Source organism: Chryseobacterium gregarium DSM 19109 (genome assembly GCF_000430845.1).
GTDB lineage: Bacteria > Bacteroidota > Bacteroidia > Flavobacteriales > Weeksellaceae > Chryseobacterium > Chryseobacterium gregarium.
The window spans coordinates 2,750-22,209 of record NZ_KE387264.1 but is presented as its reverse complement, the minus strand read 5'-3'; the positions used below and the strand labels follow the sequence as shown (position 1 = coordinate 22,209).

Annotated in this window: 11 protein-coding genes; 8 read left to right on the top strand and 3 right to left on the bottom strand. The window is 40.7% G+C overall.

What is annotated here, in order from left to right; all coding sequences use genetic code 11:
• Positions 1–78: 78 nt before the first annotated feature.
• Together H561_RS0120300 and H561_RS0120290 are read right to left on the bottom strand one after the other, a co-directional pair.
• Positions 79–657 (bottom strand): DUF7822 domain-containing protein, encoded by a 579-nt coding sequence (locus tag H561_RS0120300; RefSeq protein WP_027388625.1) that lies wholly within the window; start codon positions 655–657, stop codon positions 79–81.
• Positions 658–1,183: 526 nt separating this feature from the next.
• Entirely contained in the window at positions 1,184–2,011 is an 828-nt protein-coding gene (locus H561_RS0120290) for a GLPGLI family protein (RefSeq protein WP_027388624.1), read from the bottom strand.
• 760 nt (positions 2,012–2,771) lie between these two features.
• Between H561_RS0120290 and H561_RS0120285 the strand changes: the two genes are divergently transcribed.
• From H561_RS0120285 to H561_RS0120245, 8 genes are all read left to right on the top strand, one after another.
• Positions 2,772–3,701: a hypothetical protein gene (locus tag H561_RS0120285; protein WP_027388623.1), complete on the top strand. Its 930-nt coding sequence runs from the start codon at positions 2,772–2,774 to the stop codon at positions 3,699–3,701.
• A 28-nt stretch (positions 3,702–3,729) separates the two neighbouring features.
• On the top strand, positions 3,730–7,812 hold the full coding sequence (locus H561_RS0120280; RefSeq protein WP_027388622.1) for a hypothetical protein: 4,083 nt from the start codon (positions 3,730–3,732) through the stop codon (positions 7,810–7,812).
• A gap of 12 nt (positions 7,813–7,824) precedes the next feature.
• Complete coding sequence (locus H561_RS0120275; protein WP_027388621.1) at positions 7,825–9,318, top strand: hypothetical protein; 1,494 nt, start codon at positions 7,825–7,827, stop codon at positions 9,316–9,318.
• A gap of 10 nt (positions 9,319–9,328) precedes the next feature.
• Positions 9,329–10,066, top strand: a complete 738-nt coding sequence (locus H561_RS0120270; protein ID WP_027388620.1) for a tail fiber protein — start codon at positions 9,329–9,331, stop codon at positions 10,064–10,066.
• A gap of 61 nt (positions 10,067–10,127) precedes the next feature.
• Positions 10,128–12,833, top strand: a complete 2,706-nt coding sequence (locus tag H561_RS0120265) for a DUF6603 domain-containing protein (protein ID WP_155845869.1) — start codon at positions 10,128–10,130, stop codon at positions 12,831–12,833.
• A gap of 1 nt (position 12,834) precedes the next feature.
• A complete protein-coding gene (locus H561_RS0120260; RefSeq protein WP_027388618.1) occupies positions 12,835–14,979 on the top strand; it encodes a hypothetical protein in 2,145 nt (714 codons plus the stop codon).
• 688 nt (positions 14,980–15,667) lie between these two features.
• Complete coding sequence (locus tag H561_RS0120250) at positions 15,668–16,828, top strand: helix-turn-helix domain-containing protein (protein WP_027388616.1); 1,161 nt, start codon at positions 15,668–15,670, stop codon at positions 16,826–16,828.
• A gap of 89 nt (positions 16,829–16,917) precedes the next feature.
• Positions 16,918–17,457, top strand: coding sequence for a DUF3575 domain-containing protein (locus H561_RS0120245; RefSeq protein WP_027388615.1), 540 nt, complete (start codon positions 16,918–16,920; stop codon positions 17,455–17,457).
• Between the two features lie 1,190 nt (positions 17,458–18,647).
• Here H561_RS0120245 and H561_RS0120235 read toward each other — a convergent pair.
• Entirely contained in the window at positions 18,648–18,887 is a 240-nt protein-coding gene (locus H561_RS0120235) for a hypothetical protein (protein WP_027388613.1), read from the bottom strand.
• Between the last annotated feature and the right edge of the window lie 573 nt (positions 18,888–19,460).

Genomic DNA, 19,460 nt, shown 5'->3' with positions numbered 1-19,460 from the left:
TGGTATCTGATAACTGTTTTTGCATTAATGATCTTTTAAACTAATCTTTACTGTATGCAGAAAATTGCGATCATCATTTTAAAGGTCATGATAGAGGGTCTCCATCCAAAAGTCTGACCAGTCCGTTTCTTCATGCTCAATTTCTCCCCATTCAGTACACACGTCATCAAAATCATTGTAAAATTCCGATTCCCGGATATCTCCGGCACTTAGATTTCCGTTGAGATGCTTAGCATAGAGCCCTTTTATTTCCTGTCTGATATTTTTTAATTCCGGGAAGGTGTCCGGAACGAAATTATTACCGCTCAGTTCTACGATTTCGAAATTCTCAAGAACAGCATATTGATGTTTGCGGCGGTTCAGGATCTCTTTTGTCTCTTCAACAAAATCCCTGAATGAATCCGTCCGGTACAGCTCATCATAGGTCAGCAGCAATTCTAAAAAATTGATAACCAATTGTTTTCCTTCGTTGAATTTACCGGCAACCGCTGTTTTATCGGTTTCTTCAGTGACGTTCGAGAAGATCATTTCGCTTTCACAGGATACCATTAACCAATATAAAGGATGTACATGGTTATCATATTCTGAAAGGCCGGTGGCATCAGCCGGATTTTGCTGATACCGGTCTGTTGTATACATAAAGCTTCTGTTTGCCATAATCAGTTAAAGATTTAAAAAATTCATTCAACAATTATTTACGATTTAGTTTTGAAAAATTACGTTTAAATCAGTTCAGACACAACATTTATCCCATAATTCCTTTAAATTCATAGTAACCCCCTGTTTCGCCCGGATTTAAGACTCACCATTTTCTGGACCATTATTTTAAGAACATCCCATTTTAATTCTCCGGTAACGATTTCGGGGCATGATTTATCTTTTCACGGTTTTAAATGATATTTTATATTCCTGCTCCCCAAAAGGATAGCCTTCTGATAATCTCGTTCCTGGGTCTGTAATTCCCTTATCATGTTTTGTTTTTACGTAAAATCTGCATGATATCATACAATTGTTTAAATTTTCAAAGCTTTTTATGCAAGTGTTAAAAAATTACTATGAATTCCTGTTGATCTTTGGCATTACAGAGTATTACTGCAACCCTATATCCTTTAGATTATCATAATGTCCCGAAATAATAGATTGATATCAATATTCCGGCACCCTGAATATGTTATGGTCTTTATCACAAAGATGTGCTGAGTTCAATCCTGTTGTTGTCTTTCTTGATTCTGGCCTTTAAACGGTTTTCCTGATCTTTCAGTGAACTGCCCGGTCCATCTTTCCGTACCATGGTCATACCGCCCATCATCAGCTTTTTAACGCCTGCTGCAGGATCATTTTCATAATCCTTCAGCAATTTACTGTATTGTTTCGGGCTGATCTCAATTCCAGTGAGATCTAAAAAATTCTCCTCGGAAGCACTGATGTTTTTCACGGCCTTTAAAGTAAAAATATGAGATTGGGTCTGATCTTCAATCTCCACAATAAGTCCCGGAAGCCCGTGAAATTTATAGGGCCCGTCCTGAATGGGAATATCTGCGGTGAACCATGCAGACCAGTGCCTCCCTGCAAAATCAGTTTCTGCTTTTTGGGTTTTCCATTCCCCTATGATCTTTTTTTCAGAAGTTATTTTCCAGACAACAGGTCTTTCTTCAGCCATCTTATATTTGTCTGCTAGAATGGCAGCATGTAAAAATGTTTTATAGTCCGGGTATTTTTTGGTGACTGAATATTTAACCGATCCCCGCTCCATGTTAGGTTTCACATTCATCGTGCCCGTTCCGGTAAGCTGCCGGTCAAGGTTTACCTTCATCATCGAATCTGATTTGTATTTTGTATAACTGTAAAATTTTGATCCTGATGTTGAAGTATCCAGATTCATCATCTCATGTTTTACATCAGATATATTGGTGGAATCAGGAATGAACCGGTATTCATAAGAAAAGCGGGTGGCCTGCCCGCGGACTGAAAACCCGAAGATCAGAAAAACAATGGCTGTTAATAATTTCATTTTAATATTTTATTGATAGGTTATATTCTGTCACAAAATACTGCATTCAGGTGCTTTACGATCAATAAAGCTTCCTTTTCAGTTTTAATTGAAATATGTCACAACTTCAACTCAAATTATCACTAATGAATTAGTGATACGAATATAGAGATTAAATTGAAGCAAACAACTATTTTTCTAGTGATAAGCGTATAAATTCATTAATACGCTGATGATAAGGTAGAAATATTTTAAAGATTTCCGAAGACACAGGTCAGCACTTATGCTTAAAGATTTTAATTGGGAGCGATGGCTTTAAAGATGTACTGTGTCTATATAAACCGGTTTAAACTTTTAAGAGATAATAATATCCAATACCGGAACAGTATAATCAGCATTAGCAGAAGTACAACAGGATTAATAAGCTATTTCAGATAGTATCATGGTCAGAAAAGGGGTTCCATTCTAAACAAACGATCATCGGTATACCGTAATAACTTCAGGCCTTTAATAAAATTCACACGTTCAAAACAGCCGGGCCTTGTTGTATAGAACGACACTTTAGCCAGAAAAATCAAAATCCCGTATTTATACGTATGAATATGCTTTATGGAGTTGTTACTTTTGTAGGAGAATACAAAAGCATAAAACCCTGTTTGCATATTAAACAGAAGTCTGATTTAAGAAAGGAATTATAATTTTACTAAAGTCCTGGTTAAGAAGTCAGAAAAACATAACCGTATCATAATCGTAATACATTAATCATTTAAATTATATAAAAATGGCGTTAAAAAGTTTTAAAAGAGTCTTTGACAGTGATAAACCGTATTTAGTCCTGACCGTGGAAGGTGACGGTAACAGCTATGATAAGTTGATAATTATCCAAAGTGACAAAACAGAAACGGAAATAGCTAAGTTAGCTGCTGGTGAAGAACTCAAAAAGAGCCTGAAGGCATCAGCAGCCGATCTGATTTATGATCTTTCTGCTGTTAATGATTGTAAAGACAGAAAAAAAGGATTTATATTTAAAGATGCGGTGGACAGCAAAGAGGTCTATGTAAATGCCTCCAATACCATCATATACGGCAATGTGGAAGTATTGGGCGTTGACATCAAGGCGCTTTATATAAGCGCAGACAAAAGACTGATCGGTAAAGGTGACGTGGACAGCAGCAGGATAAAAAACGAAAGTATTCAGTCTGCTTTGGAATTTGCCAACATAGACGGATTAAAAGGCGAATTAGGCTGTGATGCCAATGGAATAGGAAAATATAATTTTTATTATCTGAATCTGGAAAACACGGTTAATCAGGATGATGTTACCAATGCAAAAACAGCATGGCAAAGTGCAGAAAAAATTGTTACTGATGCTAAAGCAGCCGGGAAAACCCAGGATCCTGCAGAAAGAGATAAAGCGCTGAAAAAATATTTAAGTATGGCCAAAGCCTACCTGAGAATTACCGAAGAAAAAAAGATACCTGCGGATATTAATAATGCCCAAAAAGCTGTCACAGAAGCTGAGAATGAGATTATTAAAAATAACATACAGAATGAGGACAGTTTCCTGGAGTCTTTAGGAATCAGGTTCAAAAAAGCCTCCCTTATTCATTATGAAGCTCAGGATGTGAACAAAGATCTTAACGCTTTATTGAAAGAATTAAACGGCAAAATCAAAGAAAACGATACGCTTCTTCTTAAGGAAGATAAATAAATCGATACCGGAAAACCATAAGTCTTCAATGCCTAAATTACTCCCTTTAAAAATAAATGCACTTGAGCTGGATCAGCCCCGGCAAATCATCGGTCAGGATATACGATTCGAAAATATTCCGTGGATGAACGGGCCAAAGGATGTATTTGAAAATCCCAATACTCCTTTTAATACCGGTTCAGTCATTCCCCGCCCGTTTTCTTATGATAATGCTGTTTATTTGGAAAAGGGAGTACATTTACATTTCACTTTACCTAAATTTTTTAAGAAATTCGATGAACGGGGCAACCTCCCTCCCGCTCCCGACAGATGGTATATCAGGCATGGAAAGCAGGAATGGGTCATAGAGAGTGACTACATCTGGGATGTTAATGATCCGGATCTGGATAAATACAACACCTGCAGCTATCCGGAAGGGAATCCCGAAGGAGACTTTACATTCCATTATGTCGGCAGGAAGTATTCCCGTCGTGAATGGGAACATCAAGGGACCAGGCCTCCGGATAAATATCTTGGCAATCTGACGGCGGCCGGCTGGGGAAGCCTGTCATTCGACATGCATTTTGCCAACTGCAGAAGTATATTCGGGTTTCATGACCCTGATCCTGCTCTTGATGAATCCTATATCATCATCGGCTGGACAGAGAGAGACCGGAGCCTTCCTGTTGTTGCGGGTAATTTCAGGATAAAAACCGAAGAAAGCCGCAATCAGGCAGAAGGGTTCAGTATTGCGATCGCCAACACGCTTCCGGAAGCTTTAACCGCTTTAATATTAGAAGATTTAAGCGATGAGGATGAAACGCTGGTTGAAAGATTAAGGAAGGAAGAGCAGATAGAATCTATATTGAATACCGAGAGCTTAAGCGACCGGAAATTAGACTGGGTTTCCCGCCTCCGTCACCAGCAGCATGAAAAACAGTTCAGTGTAACAGGCGGATTTTCAAGCTGGCAGATAACGGCTCATGATCTTCCCGTGGACAGCGCTGTCGTGCTCTATGAAATTGAGAACCGGTTTTCAAAGGATATCAGGAAACTGAATGCACTTCAGAGAGAATGCGACCTTGCTTATCAGAATTTCTATTCCGGTTTGGAACATTTATACATTGACTGGTCCAATTACCTGTCAAGATTGTTTTTGGAGGGATCTTCTGCCAATAACGATCTGAATAAATTTCTTGAGCAGATTGAGTCTAAAACAGAGGCCTTAAAATATGAAGAAAGGTACTGCGGGCAATTGGCGGAAAAAATTGATATCATCACTGAAGGGCTTGAACATCAGATAAAAAACAATCAGAATATTGGGTCGGTTATCGACCGGCTGCTCAATAAAACAGAAGATATAAAAGCGGCAGCCAATACATACTTGCCTGTATTAAACAGCAATTCGGATGAACCGGCATTAAAAAAAGAACTGAAGGATGTAACGCTCTCAAAAATAATCATCGAAAGAAAAAACGAACTTAATTTCTATGAAGCCTTGCCCCCCACCGTTATTATTTCAACATCCGGTAAAAATTCCCTGATCCGTACCTTCAATGACAAAGGAACCTCCCCGGAGCTCAAGATTGATGCTATAGAAACAGAGGACGGTATCGATGCCATCATCAATAAAATTACCGGGGATAATATACTTCCGGTGACTGAAGTTGCAGCGAATGTATGGAAAACGTACAAAGTGGAATGGCATGCAGAGTTCCTGCCCAAAAAGAACGGCCATTACCTCAACGATGCCGATGGAAATTTCTCTTCTGATTTTTTATTTGATACTTATCAGCTAGATGAGCAGAACGCCGATCTGATCAAAAATTATAATCTCGATAACATTGCTTATCATGCTTCAGGGAGCCATTATTATGGAAACTCTTTTGTAGACAGTGCTTTGAAAGAGTATGTACTCGACAAAATCAACAAGGCAAAAGAAACATTTGAACACGGAAATAACAATCAGCCGATTTATGATCTTTTAGAACAGTACAGGTCTAAGCTTGATGAGACAGATCTGTTTGAATTTACACTTTCCGATTTTAATAACCTGATGATTCAGCGGAGCAATGCCATGTCTGTACTGCCTTTAATCCCTAACGGATTCCATAATCACAAAAAAGCAGCGGCAGGGATTAATACCTTACTCACCAGGCATAAAGGAAGTATCAACCTGTTATCAGCCCATGATTCGTCTGCGTTTAACCCGCTCAGGAACGGGGCATTAAGCATCAACCGCCTCAGGATTATAGACAGTTTCGGGCGAGAAGAAAAACTTTACCCGGATAAAATCATTACCACAAAAAATCAGACATTTTTAGATAAGCGAAACTGGGTTATTTTACCCCCGAGGCTCTTACAGCCGGCCGCTTTAGAAGTTAAATTCGATTATGACACCTCAGATACGGCAACAAGTCCTGTTATCGGCTGGATGATACCGGTTTTCCTTAATCAGCATCTTGAATTCTTCGATCATAAAGGCGTGCATATCGGTGCGGTAAATGATGAAGGCACCTGGGAACCCACGCCTTTTATCATCGTGTCAGATGAGGGAAATGAAGCAGCCCTTGAAAAGATAGAAAATCCTGATCTTCAGGATATTGTTAAATGGTTTTTAGAACAGAGTAAGAAACCCGGCTTTACCGCTGAAGTCATTAAGGAAATACAGCATAATTTAGAACATATTGCCCCGGAAAATTATCAGAATCCGTCTCTGATGGAAACCATAGCCTCTATCCCCATGGCCATCACGAAAATAGATTACCGGCTGGTCTCTAAAGGAAAACCGGTCTATAACGTTAAAAATAAAGATATTGTATCTGATCATTCAGCTCATGAAAACGGATTGAGCAACATTAAGTTCCCGATCCGCTTCGGGGATGTGAACCAGTACAATGACGGCCTGATCGGATATTGGCACAAGGATTCAGACGGTTTCATGGATAAGACTTTATATATCAACAGCGAAACGGTTTCGGCGATCAGTTCCGATGCGGAGAAAAGCATTAAGGTGTATCATGAGATGAAAAGTATTTTTCATACCCCTGTTTCCAGAAGCCGTTTTCCGGATACATTAAGTATCCGGGCAAGAATAAAAAAGGCGCTGGACGAAAGTTCCCAGTTGTCGGGTATTTTAAATACGGACCTGCTCGAAAAATTAAGCCAATCCCCTATCAATCCGGATAGGCTTTCCCGTAACGTACAGAATATCTTTGAACGGTTCAACATCAATGACCTGATAAATCCCGACCTGTATTTTTTACTGGACCGTTTTACGGGGTTACTTAATCCGGGCAATTTCAGAACCGTTGATTTAAGGGAAGAGGATCAAAATTCTGTGAGTGATCAGTTTGAAGCCGTGGCTTATTTCCTTGAAAACAGGCTTGAAAGCAAAGGCAGTATTTCCAGGCCGGATATCTTAAAACAATTTACCGAAAAAGGGAACCTTATCTGGGAAACCTTACAGGAATTGAATATTATTCCACAGGAGAACCATCCTGCAGCGTTTGCAATGGCTTCAAAAGAAGAAGACGGGAAAGGATTTGCCACCATTAACGGCCGTGAAAAATCTATTATTGCATTGCTTCACCCGAAGGCCGGCCTGTTTTTCAAATCCGGGATCTTACCCGAAAAAAATATAGGCCTGCCGTATAACGAGATCAAAGATGCCCTTAGGAAGATCGAACTGACGCTGCTCACGTCCCCTGTTATAACCCCTAAAGAAAATCTTCAGATTTCACTGATGAAAGATAAGCGCTACAAATGGTCCTGGATAGACCTGCGAAAAGCAAAAAAAGAAAAGCTCTCAGTGGAAAATAAACCGATACTGAACCGTATCCCGCAGGATCCGGCTTTAAAAGATTTGGAAGAACAGGATATCAATACGCTGAAAATTAAAGAATTGATCGGTCAGGAAGCATTTTTCCCGGATGAAAACCTGTATTATATAAACGTAGAAAAGTACCGGGAATTTACGAATCAGGAACCTCTGACGGAAGACGATAAAAGGCTGATTCAGCTTGTTGAAAGCAAAAAAAATTCCATTCCGGATTTTAATATCTCGAACCCTGACATTCCGAAATTAATATTAAAAGAAGGCTGGATATCCATTAAATCCACTCAACTCTAATCCAAAAAACAGATGGACAATATCATCTCCTATAACTACCCTTTCGACAGTCTGGAAAACCAGCAGATCATCAACCTATACAGAGACATTAAGGTTTCTTCAGGCTTATCAGGCTCAAAGATTGATTTCGATACCCGGCGGGGAAGCTTTCTGTCATTGGCAGACCATGATTTTATAAACTTTAGTTTCGATGTATTTAAGATCGGATCTGATAAATCCTATGTCATCAACGTGTTTTTTAATTATGAGACTTTATCAGAGGGAAATGCGTATGATCCGTTTATCAGGATTGATGATCAGTACAGCCTTTCGATCCGGGATAATATTTTATTTATTAATGCGGACCACAGCGAAAAACTCACGCCGGATACCTGGTATAACATGACGGTTACTATTAAGAGGGACAGGATAAAAACTTTTTTGTTTGATAAAGAAATAGGAAGTGCGGCGATCTCTTCAGAATCCGTCAGGGAAATAAAACTGCAGGGAGGAAAAGCGTCTGATATTAAGTTTTCCGATCTGAGCATTCAGGAAGAAGTCAATGCATCGGCTTTGGATAAAATAAGAAATTATCAGAACTTAAATAATCTGTCCGTTTTCAGTCCAATACATTTCCGGCTTTACAACAGGGCGGATTATAAAGACCGTTTATTTTTAGAAGATGGCGGATTAAGCCTGTTTCTGGATATTGATTTCGGTAAATACCTCGTAGAATTTGATTCCGGAAAAGATGTACACCTCCTCCTGAAAGCCAAAAAGGGTTTTTTTAAACTGAAACAAGGTCTTCCGTACCCCGAAACGGTAACTGCTGAAGGCGATGATTTCTGCATTCCATTAAAAACGGATTCTATGCAGGTAAAAGACCACAGGCTTACGGTTCCGATCTCTTATGTAGAATTGGTCAATTTGAGGAACCAGGACCAGCTGCTCGTACAATTGGAACTCACGAACTGTATATTAAAAACAGAAGATCATGGGAATACCCTGCTATCCGGAGATCATTCCGTTACCATAGACCAGACGATTGCCATCCAGGATAATCTGGGTGCTGGCGGATGTCCTTTCGATGTATTTGTTTTCGGTAATGACACTTTGTACAACGGCAGCGATAATGAAGTACAGACGATCATACTGAGAGTAATAAACAATGCAGGTGAAAGTATGGCATTCGGGCAAAATTCATCTTTTGAAATAACTTCCAGCCAGATAGAAATAATAAGGCCGGATGTGTGGCAGGCTGCCAATATGAAAATAAAAAACAGGAACGGTACAGAACTGAATACCCGTAAAGATGAAAAGCTTAAAGTTTTTTTTGCACAAGATGCCGCAATAGCAGAAAACCAGTGGATCGATATTGAGGTTTCGGGGATACAGGCGAAAGCCGCTTCACCGGAATTCCCTTCAGGATCTTACCCGTTTTACCTGGAATACAGAAATATTCCGGGATACAGAAGCGGGAAAACCCGGTTTTACATCAGGACAGGAAAAATATTTTATTCAAATTAAACCCATAAACATGTCGGAAAAGCTAAATATAAAAGATTTCAGATCAGATCATGCTGATATTAACCTGCTGGAATCAAAAAAAGGTGTTATCAATAACCTGACATCAGATCGCATAGAATCGAATGAAGGTACTGTTAATACCCTCACGGTTGAATTTCTAAAGCTGAAAAAGCAGATTGAGATGCTGTCAAATGAATTGAAAATCATCATAGACAACAGGGAGCTCATCAATATTAAATGGGATAAAACAGAAGTTAAAAATAGTTTATATGCCAACAACGAATGGGTATCGGTACCTATCGGTACCATAGTGGCTTTTGGCGGCCAGTGGATTCCTGAAGGATGGGAATTGTGCGACGGAGGACGGATTGATGACTGGTACCCTGAGGCAAAAAGAATTGTAGGAGGGCGAAAACCGAACTTAATCAATAAATTCATCAGAGGTAACGATTCGTTTTCTGTAGAAGAAAAAGGTTCGGATAGCGTGCAGTTAGCAGCAGAAAACCTGCCCTGGCATACCCATGTTTATTATGAACCCAGGATTGTAGCAAGTACAAAATTGGGAACTAAAGGGATGGATAATAATGACCGATTATATAACAGTCACATAACCGAATATGACAAGAGATTAACCAATAATAATATTGACCTGCAAGATGGGAATTATAATCCCTCAAGACTGGAAGGAAGGAGTTTCAGTATCGTGCCTGCCCATGTTACACTAAGATATATCATTAAACTGAAATAAAAAGGTATAGTACCCGCTATGCTGCCGTTTGAAACGTATGGGTAAGAACAAAATAACTCAGTTGGAATTAAAGGTCGGAATCAAAGATTTCGAGCTGGATCTGACCGGTGCGTTTGAAAATAATGAGGAGGTTTCCGAAATGCACCTTAAAAACCGGCTGTCAGATGCAAAAAACCGGCTGAGCTCTCTTCTGGACGCACATAAGGATTTTGCACAGGCCATCGATCCGCTTATTCCTGAAGAAGCAGACTTCGGGGTCTATAAGCTGAAAGATAAAAAGAGCGCCGATCATTTATCTGCCACCAGGCTGGAGGTGGAGTATCCTTATTTTAATGTAATGATCCTCCTTTCCGGGAAATTCAATCTGCTGAGCTTATCGCTAAACGGATCTATCGGGTTTTCCGGTTTACCGCTAATCGGAGAATATCTGCAGGGATACGGGATCTCAAAGCTGGACCTTATCTGTTTCTCACAAAAAGAAAAAAGCCTTTCCAAAGCATCCGCATTTTTCTTAAAAAGACAGTTTAAAGATACGGTATGGGTTAAAGATGAAGACCTTAAAATTAAAGATGATTTTAATATAGGATTGGAATATGCTTCCGGTGCCCAAAAGCAGACCGTTGTTTTTCCGGGTAAAAATACGGGAAAAGCAGATTCAGCCCATTCTCTCCCTGATAAAAATAAAGACCGGGAAGAGCAGTCCGGCCCCGGCAAAGAGGAACCCAAGACAAAATCTCCGGCAAGAATTACCGAGATATCTCCGAAAATTGTAAACAAAAGCATTCAGATCCTCCTTTCGGCAGACCTGAATATAGGGCCGTTTGCCTTCCAGGTCATGGGCCTGGGCATTGTTATTCCGTTTCATATTTTAAACGGCTTCAGGTTTCCTGATTCTCTTGCAAAAGTACAATTTGCCATAAAAGGCCTGGCTCTCGCCTATCATACGCCAGGATTTTCTGTATCAGGAGCTTTTATGAGGGAAGTTGCAGAAGTAAAAAAGGCTGACGGGAAGACGGAAAAGACAGAAACCTACAATGGCCTCGTTACTTTTAAAATGGGAAAGATTGAAATCGTTGCCATCGGCTCATACATTAAAACCGAAACGTATTCATCGCTGTTTGCATTCGGATATCTGGGGGTACCGATTCCCGTAGACCCGTCTTTTAATATTCTGGGCTTAGCGCTGGGCTTTGGCCTGAACAGGAGTTTTGTGATGCCCGATATTTCAGAAGTTGCAGAATTTCCGTTAGTAAAAATCATTAAAAACGGAGGATTAAAGGAAGGAGACAGTATCCGGAAAATATTTACGGATTTAAACAAGTATATACCGGCCGAAGACAATAACTACGTCATTGTCGCAGGGATAAAATTTGATACCTATAAAATTATAGTAACCACAGGGATTTTGGCCGTAGCCTTCGGAAACAGGACTTCTGTTAATTTGCTGGGCCTGTCGGCCATGTTTTTGAAAGGGGTGTACAATATCGAATTTGCATTTTCCCTGAGGGCAGATCTCGAAGACGGTGTTTTTATCGCAAGAGGGCAGCTTACCGGTAAATCCTATGTTCTGCTTCCTGAACTGAAGCTCACGGGAGGTTTTGCTTTCGGAATGTGGCTTAAAGGTGAAGAAGCCGGCGATTTCGTTTTGTCCGCAGGCGGTTATCACCCCAGATTTAAAGCACCCTCCCATTATCCGGACGATATCCCCAGGCTTGGTTTTGATCTGAATTTAGGCCCCGTAAATATTTACGGCAAAATATATTATGCGCTGACACCGGGCTGCATCATGGCCGGAATAGAAGCCGGAATCATCTTTAAATATGAAGGCGGCTTACTGTATGCAAACATTGCCATCCAGTTCCGGGCAGACTTTATCATCCGGTGGAATCCGTTTTATTACGAAGCGGAAATCGCCTGCCGCCTTTTCATAGAACTCAGGGTCGGTATCGGCTGGTTCAGCATCAGCTACAAACAGAACATCATTGCTGATTTGCTGGTGGCAGGCCCCAATTTCGGAGGAAAAGCAGTGATTAAAATTGCCGGGTATGAACTGGAAACCTATTTCGGCGACAGACAGAAAAAGAAACCTCAACTGCTTCTGCCGGATTTTGTAAAAGCCTATCTGAACGATACGGATAAAATTTTAACCTGCCATATTTCAAAAGGGATTATAAAAAAGACCGGCACGGATAACGGCTCTCAAAAAATCGTCGTCAACCCCAAAGATTTTGTCCTGGATATAAGCAGCGCGATCCCGGTAACCGGGATAACCGGGCTGAGTACGGGACCGGTCAATCATAAAATCTATCCGGTATATTCCGATTCGCCTCCGCTGACGAACATTCTGCACCTGGAAGTGATGCTTGGTGATACAAAAATTGATTTTTCATCTTTTGTCAATGAATTAATCCTCCAATCGGCAGCCAGATCGATTTGGAATGATACCAACAGCGTTTCGGATAAAGAAGCGTTATCAAATGACAATCTGTTAAAAAATGTCTGCAAAGGCATCAGGTTAGAATTTTCAAAGACCGCTATTCCGGTTCAGTCTGTGCCCGTTTCCCTGTATGATACCGCCATAAAGACTTATGAAGATGCTTTTGGCTATTGTGCTGTAAAAAAGGTTGATAATGCCGGTTTCAGACAGGAAGGGATCCTGAACGGATTAAACCTTATAGAACAGGATGAATTCGATGTATCGGATTTGGAAAATAACATAGAAACATACCGTTACAAAATGATTTCGGGTACCTACAGCATTATATAATATGGGAAATGAGCTAAATGAAATAGGGATCGGTTTGTCGCATATTCCAACCGTGCAGGCCGGAAAATATACGGTCAGTGCTTTTCTGGAAAACGAATTGAATACAGGGAATCTGCAGAAGACAGAGTTTCATGTAGCCGGATATAACTATCTGATTCCTCAAAACGAGATATTGGCCATGTATCCCATCAATAAGGGAAAAGGGAATTATGCCGGAGTATTTCCCCATATCCAGTTCAGACGAAGTACGCTGCCGTGGGAATACAGGCGTACTTATAACGGGGAAACGCTGCCTTATTTATTTCTGGTACTGGTAAAAGAGGAAGAATTTCAACAAAAAAAGGTCATCACGAAAGAAAGCAGTACCGATTATTTAACAGATTCTCTGGAATCGGAACAAAAGGCCATTACCCTGTTAAAATTTGAGGAGGGGTCGGAAATTGCTCCGCCGTTAAACCTGATCGGTTCGCTGGCCCATGTGCGTGTTCAGAAACATCAGGAAATATCGGCACTGAACTTACCCGAAGAGACGAGCATCCTTATCTCTCACCGCATGGTGGAGCCTGATACGGACTACCGCGCCTTTGTCTGTTATTATGTCGAAATAAATGAGCAGTCCAGAATGGTATCCGGAACCGGGGTTAAAACATCCTCATGCCTGGTATTGAATGAATGGTCGTTTGAGTCAATCGGGACGGAATTATATCAGATCGATACAAAAAAGATGAAAAACCATCCCGGCTTTAAAACGTTTGCCGGTGTGGGAGATTCTGAAGTATTGGATTATGATGGCTTGAAAACGGTAATAGAAAGCCATATAGACAACCCATCCTACCGCACCCTGCTCAGGCTGATCGGGGAAAACGAAAAGTTCCTGCACGAAAAAAAGGCACGATTCGACAGCTATAAGCAGCAGCTGACACATGAAGATTCAGCGGATTCCCCTGAACAGAAAAGCAAAGACAGGACGGCAGGAACTAACAATGAGATTATAACGCAGGCATTTGAAGAAAACGAAAAAGAATTTGAGAAGGAAAACAATCATATTCTTGAGTATCTGGAATATAACGGGAAAACCCTGAAAGGGCTTTTGCATGAGCTGGATATACAGGCATTTAAAACGGATCTGGTAACAGAAAACAAGGCTGCCAACCAGTTGCTTAACATTGCCAAAGTCCCGCTGGAGCATCAGCTTAAGGGCGGAGGCAAAATGATTTCCTGGTATCAGGGCCCTTTTGTCAACAGGAAATACCGTTTTGATCTTGATGCGTTTATAAAAGACAAGGGCAGCGGTACTTCTGCAGACCTTGATGTGCCGGACCATGCAGACCATCTGATCCTGTTTAATGAGGACACCAAAATGTATGATATGACGTATGCCGCAGCATGGCAGCTGGGCCGTCTTATGATCATGAACGACAACAAAGTTCTGCAGGAACTCAAAAAATGGAAATACGATTTATCCTTAAACCGGCTGATAGAGGAACAAAACAATACGACCCACCTGATGCAGCTGTCAACCGATGATTCGGTGTATGAGATTCCCGCAGTCTTATGTAATTATGCGGCCGGCTTTTTAAAATTTGAAAATTTCCCGCTTTATTATTTATTTCCGCATGCGGATTTAAGCACAGAAGAAAGCTGTAAATACTTTAAAATTGACAATTCATGGCTGCTGGCATTTCTTTTCGGTATTTTTAGCGCCGGCCCGAAATTAAAGACCGGTATTTTCAGAAATTCCGTTTTGGGAAATTCCGTTATCCGTGGCGTATTTAATTATGAAACTGAACATTACGGAATAATCCTGCAATCACAAATGATCAAAAACTGGCCCCATCTTGTCATAGGGTTAAACCGGGAATTTGATTTTAAATTTGTAACCGGCATCAACAGTTCTTTACGACTGTACATTACAGACAAAAACTTTGATGAAATACAGATGTATTTGAAAAATGAAAATGCCCACTTCGCAACAGATTATTCCAAAACGTCTGATGCAGGCGAGTTCATTCATAAAAAAGAGGACGGATATATGATCCGCGGACAGGCAATACCGCAGGGCAGACTGCCTTTTGAACTGCTGTATAAACAACCGTATGTAAATTTTAAAATAACGAATAAGGATGCCCAAAATCTCACGGGATAAGAACATAACCGGCTGTATTGCTGATGTCCGTTATTAAAATCATCCCCTGAAAAACCTGGATTATCCACAGGACAGGCATTCTAATTAATTATATCGCACCTCTGCATTCCGGAACTCCGTCTGAACTCTATCTGGATAATCACTTAGTGGATTGGGAATTGCAAAGCGGCTCTGATAAAGCGTAAGCTGAATAGAGGAACTGCTATGCCTGCCCACCGGTCCGAAATAAAAAATGAGTTTCTATTGTACCTTTGCAGTCACCCTGTCATGAGGTTAAATCGTATCTTTAGCCCTGTGTTTATACCGGGCAGAAAGTTCAGAAACCCTGATACCTGTACCCGATTAATTTAAAAAAACCGGGCAGTTTAACCTGATTGTATGACCGCACAGACAGACGGTCTGTTCAGCTTAATAAAGCCATCCCAAAATAATCTGCAAATTATAAACAACCATAACAGAAGTATCGATTTTTTGTGTACTATTGCAAACATTATTCAACCTGAAAAAACTGATATGGAATAAAAATTTCCGGGTACCTGATATGCCCTGCATCGCTATCAAAAAAAACACAGCACGATGAGAAATCTGTTTTATTCCTAAACCTGTCATTATCATCGCAATTTTGTTTTTCGCAACAGAAATGATGAACAGCAAAACACAGCTTTAAACCAACTTTTATATTAAGAATTTGATTTATACAACACTTTTAAATATTGCCATTTTTCAGGGAATCGTATTAGGCTTCGTTATTTTAAAATCTTCCCTGTTCAACAGCCATTCGAATAAATATTTAGCCTGTTTGCTGTTTGCCCTTTCCATTAAATTGATCATGCATGTTTTCGAGGTTCAGCATGTATTTGCCTCCTGCCCTCTTCTGCATTTTATAGACAATATTGAATGGGTATTCCTGATACCGGCTTTTATATTCCTGTTTATTAAAAACAGGACGACGGATACTGTCGGAAAAAGCAAACTTAAAAACTACTGGTGTTTTATTCCATTTGCCTATTCCGCGGTCCTTAATGTTATAAATGACCTTGACCATGTTGCAGGGGTTTATACTTTTTCCCAGGCAGGCATGGGGATCCTCCGAATATTTGGTTTGCTTCACCTTTTTTTAGCGGTTACGTTTATCCCATTCCTTCCGGGTTACTCTTATTTTATGATAAGGCGCTTAAAAGATCCGAAGGAAAAAAACTGGATACTTACCCTGTTAACGATGGTTTCGTTAGTGCTCATGGTTTGGCTTGTTACCGCTTTAGCCGGATTGCTTCTTGACTATGACATTTCTTCCACGATGAGTGCCCTGGCTTTATTTGCCACCTTCATCATCCACTGGACTGCTTATATAGGCATTTACAAATATAAACTGGCCAGGAACAAAGAGGCCATCTACACATTGCTGAATACTGATGTATTGAGTTCTTCGGATAACAATCTGCAGATGGCAGAAAGCGCTGATGGTAACAGTACTACGGGCCCAATGGCATATAAGGATTCGATCACAGCAGATAATATTTATTTTCAGGAACTGGAACGGCTTTGCAAAGATGAGCACATTTATACCGACAGTACATTAAACAGGGAAAAAGTCGCTGAAAAGCTTGGCATCAGTGCGGGGTATGTGTCACAGATTGTCAATACCATCACGGGAGATAACTTTGCCCATTATATCAATCAATACCGTGTGGAAGCGGTCAAGGAAATGATATGGGATCCGGAGTATTCCAATTATACTTTGCTGACCATGGGATTAGAATCCGGGTTTACTTCGAAAACAACTTTTTACAATGCTTTTAAAAAAGTAACCGGCCAGACCCCCAATGAGTACAAAAACACCAGCAAATAAGTACCATTTTATCCATTTTTAAGCTTTTGAAACCCGTTCTAAATTGAATTATTTGAGTTTTGCGCTTAAATAATTTAAATTAATTTTTTATGAAAAAAACCTTTTTACTGCTCATTATTTTGTTTGCTTTTTATTCGGTCAGGGCTCAAAATGAAACTGATGCAAACCCTTATCAGAAAAACAATGAAATTAAAATCAATTTAATCGCGCCGTTATTGGGTGCTGTGGAAGCAGGGTATGAACGCCATCTCAACAGACATTCATCACTCGGGATTTCTGCATTTTTTGTTTATGACGACACAAAAAATGAGGATATGAATTACTACGTCTCCCCGTATTATAGATACTATTTCGGGAAGAAATACGCTTCCGGTTTTTTTGCCGAAGGATTCGGAATGTTCACTTCCACTGACGGAAAAAAAATATACTCAGCAGACCGCCTGACCTTCACTGAAAATAAAGAGGTTTCTGATGTTGCCCTGGGGGCCGGTCTGGGTTATAAGCTCGTCACAAAAAAAGGATTGGTTTTTGAAGCCAACGCAGGTTACGGAAAGCTCCTGTTCAATGCAGACAAAACAGATCATGACGTGGTTGCAAAGTTTGGAGTGAGTATCGGCTACCGCTTTTAATATCAGCTCTGTCTAAAAACTGAGGCATACTAAGATTTTTGTTTGCAGCGGATAAAATACAAAACTGAAGAATGAATAAAAATCCTGACGAGAGTTGGGATTTGTTTCCGTTGATGTGTACCAACCCATAGCAACATCTCCAATTTTTTTTGCCCCCCTCCCAAGTGGTATTGCCTGATGAAATATTTTCCATTTTTTAAACTGAACTTATCCTGAAATGCCTTGACAACAATTTCCTGATCCGGCTTCATCATGGCGGAGCCCCATGAAACCATTGTAAAAAAACGGGTGGATGAATCCGGATGATGGGCAGTGAACGCCCGCGGGTTTGTTTTCCTTAACCCTTTTTGTCCTGGCCTGGCTTGACGGTTCCGCCCGCGGACCGGTCCCGGCTTTGCAATGCGGGTAAAAAAGAAAAGAACATCAACAATAAAAAAGTAAGATTACCCCATTTTTAAATTTATACTATTTTTAATGAATTTTTGAATTTATTTCAATCACAGTCCATGGGATACCCGTTAAAATCCGGCCCGGCCACCATGAGTTAAAAAAATAATTTTGTGAACCCATTTTACACAAATTCGGTTCTAAGACCCCCTATTTCTATCCCTGGGTCCCGATCCGCATCAAAACGGTAATCAATTTGTGATGAAAATCATGGATGTTTGGGAATTTAAACGTAAAAAACCGGACTTTTTAAAGAGCGTGCCCCTAAAAAATCAATGACAGAATGGAGCATCTTTGTGGGCAGGAAATGAAAAACTGGTTCCAGGTTTGTCTGGGCAGAAGCCTTATGATTCTGCCAAGCTAAGCCTCATCCCGGATGATGTAAAGCTATTGTATTGCCGCCATTCCTGTCAAACCCTCTCATCCCTCATAAGGAGTCCAAAAGGACCGAAATCAGGCAAAACGATGCGTTTAAGAACCTAAAACCTTTAAGCTGACCATACCCCCCGGATCCGGGAACCGTACAAAAAAATCCCCACCCTTCCAGATGGAGATTAAACTAAATCAGTATTGTATTACATCCGAAGTAAGCGCTGTTAAAGCCGGTGCCTGCTCAGCATGGTTGGAGCCCGCCCGGGTCAGTCCTGAAACTCTTTGCCGTCATTCTCATCCGGCAGCGTACGGTCTGCCGTTAAGCCGTCCTGGCAGAAGGCACTCCGAAGATTCCAGACATGGCTGAAGCTTTATCGCAGCAGGCCGCATTTGCTTTGTCCGTTGCCGGGAGGATCCTGCCACATCGGACAGATCCTCTTTCCGGGCTGTGGGCTGCGGTGATGCTCTTCAGCGGCCGGCGGAATCCGGTCCCCCGTCCGGACGGCACCTGGGCCTGCTCCGGATGAAGTCCTGTCCGTGCTGGTTGGTGGCTGCTGCCATTCCTGCTTTTCCTGAAAATCTGCCGGGATCATTTTTGGGGTTGGTGCCATGGGGTTGCTTTTTTTGGATTACCGGAACAAAGGTATCACCGGTTTTTGAATGGGCCATGGCCTGAACAGGTTTTGGCAGCTTGTGTCCGGTTTTGGCAGGTTTTGGCAGGTTTTGGCAGCCTATAACCGGTCATATCCGGCATTTCTTCGGGTCCACTTCGGGTCTTCTTCGGGTCGGCTTCGGAAAACAGGGGGTTTTTCCGAAGAGCTTCCGAAGAAGAGTCGAAGAATGCCCGGAAAAAAGGGCGTTTCCGGCAGGTTATTCCGGTCCGGAAATATCAATTTTTAACATTGAATAATTGTTAATTTTTAGCTTATTTATTTGAATATTTCGTAAATATGAGATTTCCTAATTACAAGTGTTATTTTACTAAAATATTTTCCTATGGTCACAAGACTTTTGAGAAAGTTTTTTTTATTTTTATTTTTAATTTTTATTTTTATTTGTTCTTTTGCCTTGATGCAAAAGAACCAAAAGATCAAGACTTAAAACTTTTAAACGCTACAAATTGAGCCAACGCTGAAAAGTTTAAAATTGACTCCCGTTGGTCGTCGAACCACTTCCGTTAGGTT

Coding starts and splice junctions, on each gene's coding strand:
- H561_RS0120270 (WP_027388620.1), top strand. CDS start 9,329: ATGTCGGAAAAGCTAAATATAAAAGATTTCAGATCAGATCATGCTGAT.
- H561_RS0120285 (WP_027388623.1), top strand. CDS start 2,772: ATGGCGTTAAAAAGTTTTAAAAGAGTCTTTGACAGTGATAAACCGTAT.
- H561_RS0120245 (WP_027388615.1), top strand. CDS start 16,918: ATGAAAAAAACCTTTTTACTGCTCATTATTTTGTTTGCTTTTTATTCG.
- H561_RS0120280 (WP_027388622.1), top strand. CDS start 3,730: ATGCCTAAATTACTCCCTTTAAAAATAAATGCACTTGAGCTGGATCAG.
- H561_RS0120260 (WP_027388618.1), top strand. CDS start 12,835: ATGGGAAATGAGCTAAATGAAATAGGGATCGGTTTGTCGCATATTCCA.
- H561_RS0120300 (WP_027388625.1), bottom strand. CDS start 657: ATGGCAAACAGAAGCTTTATGTATACAACAGACCGGTATCAGCAAAAT.
- H561_RS0120275 (WP_027388621.1), top strand. CDS start 7,825: ATGGACAATATCATCTCCTATAACTACCCTTTCGACAGTCTGGAAAAC.
- H561_RS0120235 (WP_027388613.1), bottom strand. CDS start 18,887: ATGGCACCAACCCCAAAAATGATCCCGGCAGATTTTCAGGAAAAGCAG.
- H561_RS0120290 (WP_027388624.1), bottom strand. CDS start 2,011: ATGAAATTATTAACAGCCATTGTTTTTCTGATCTTCGGGTTTTCAGTC.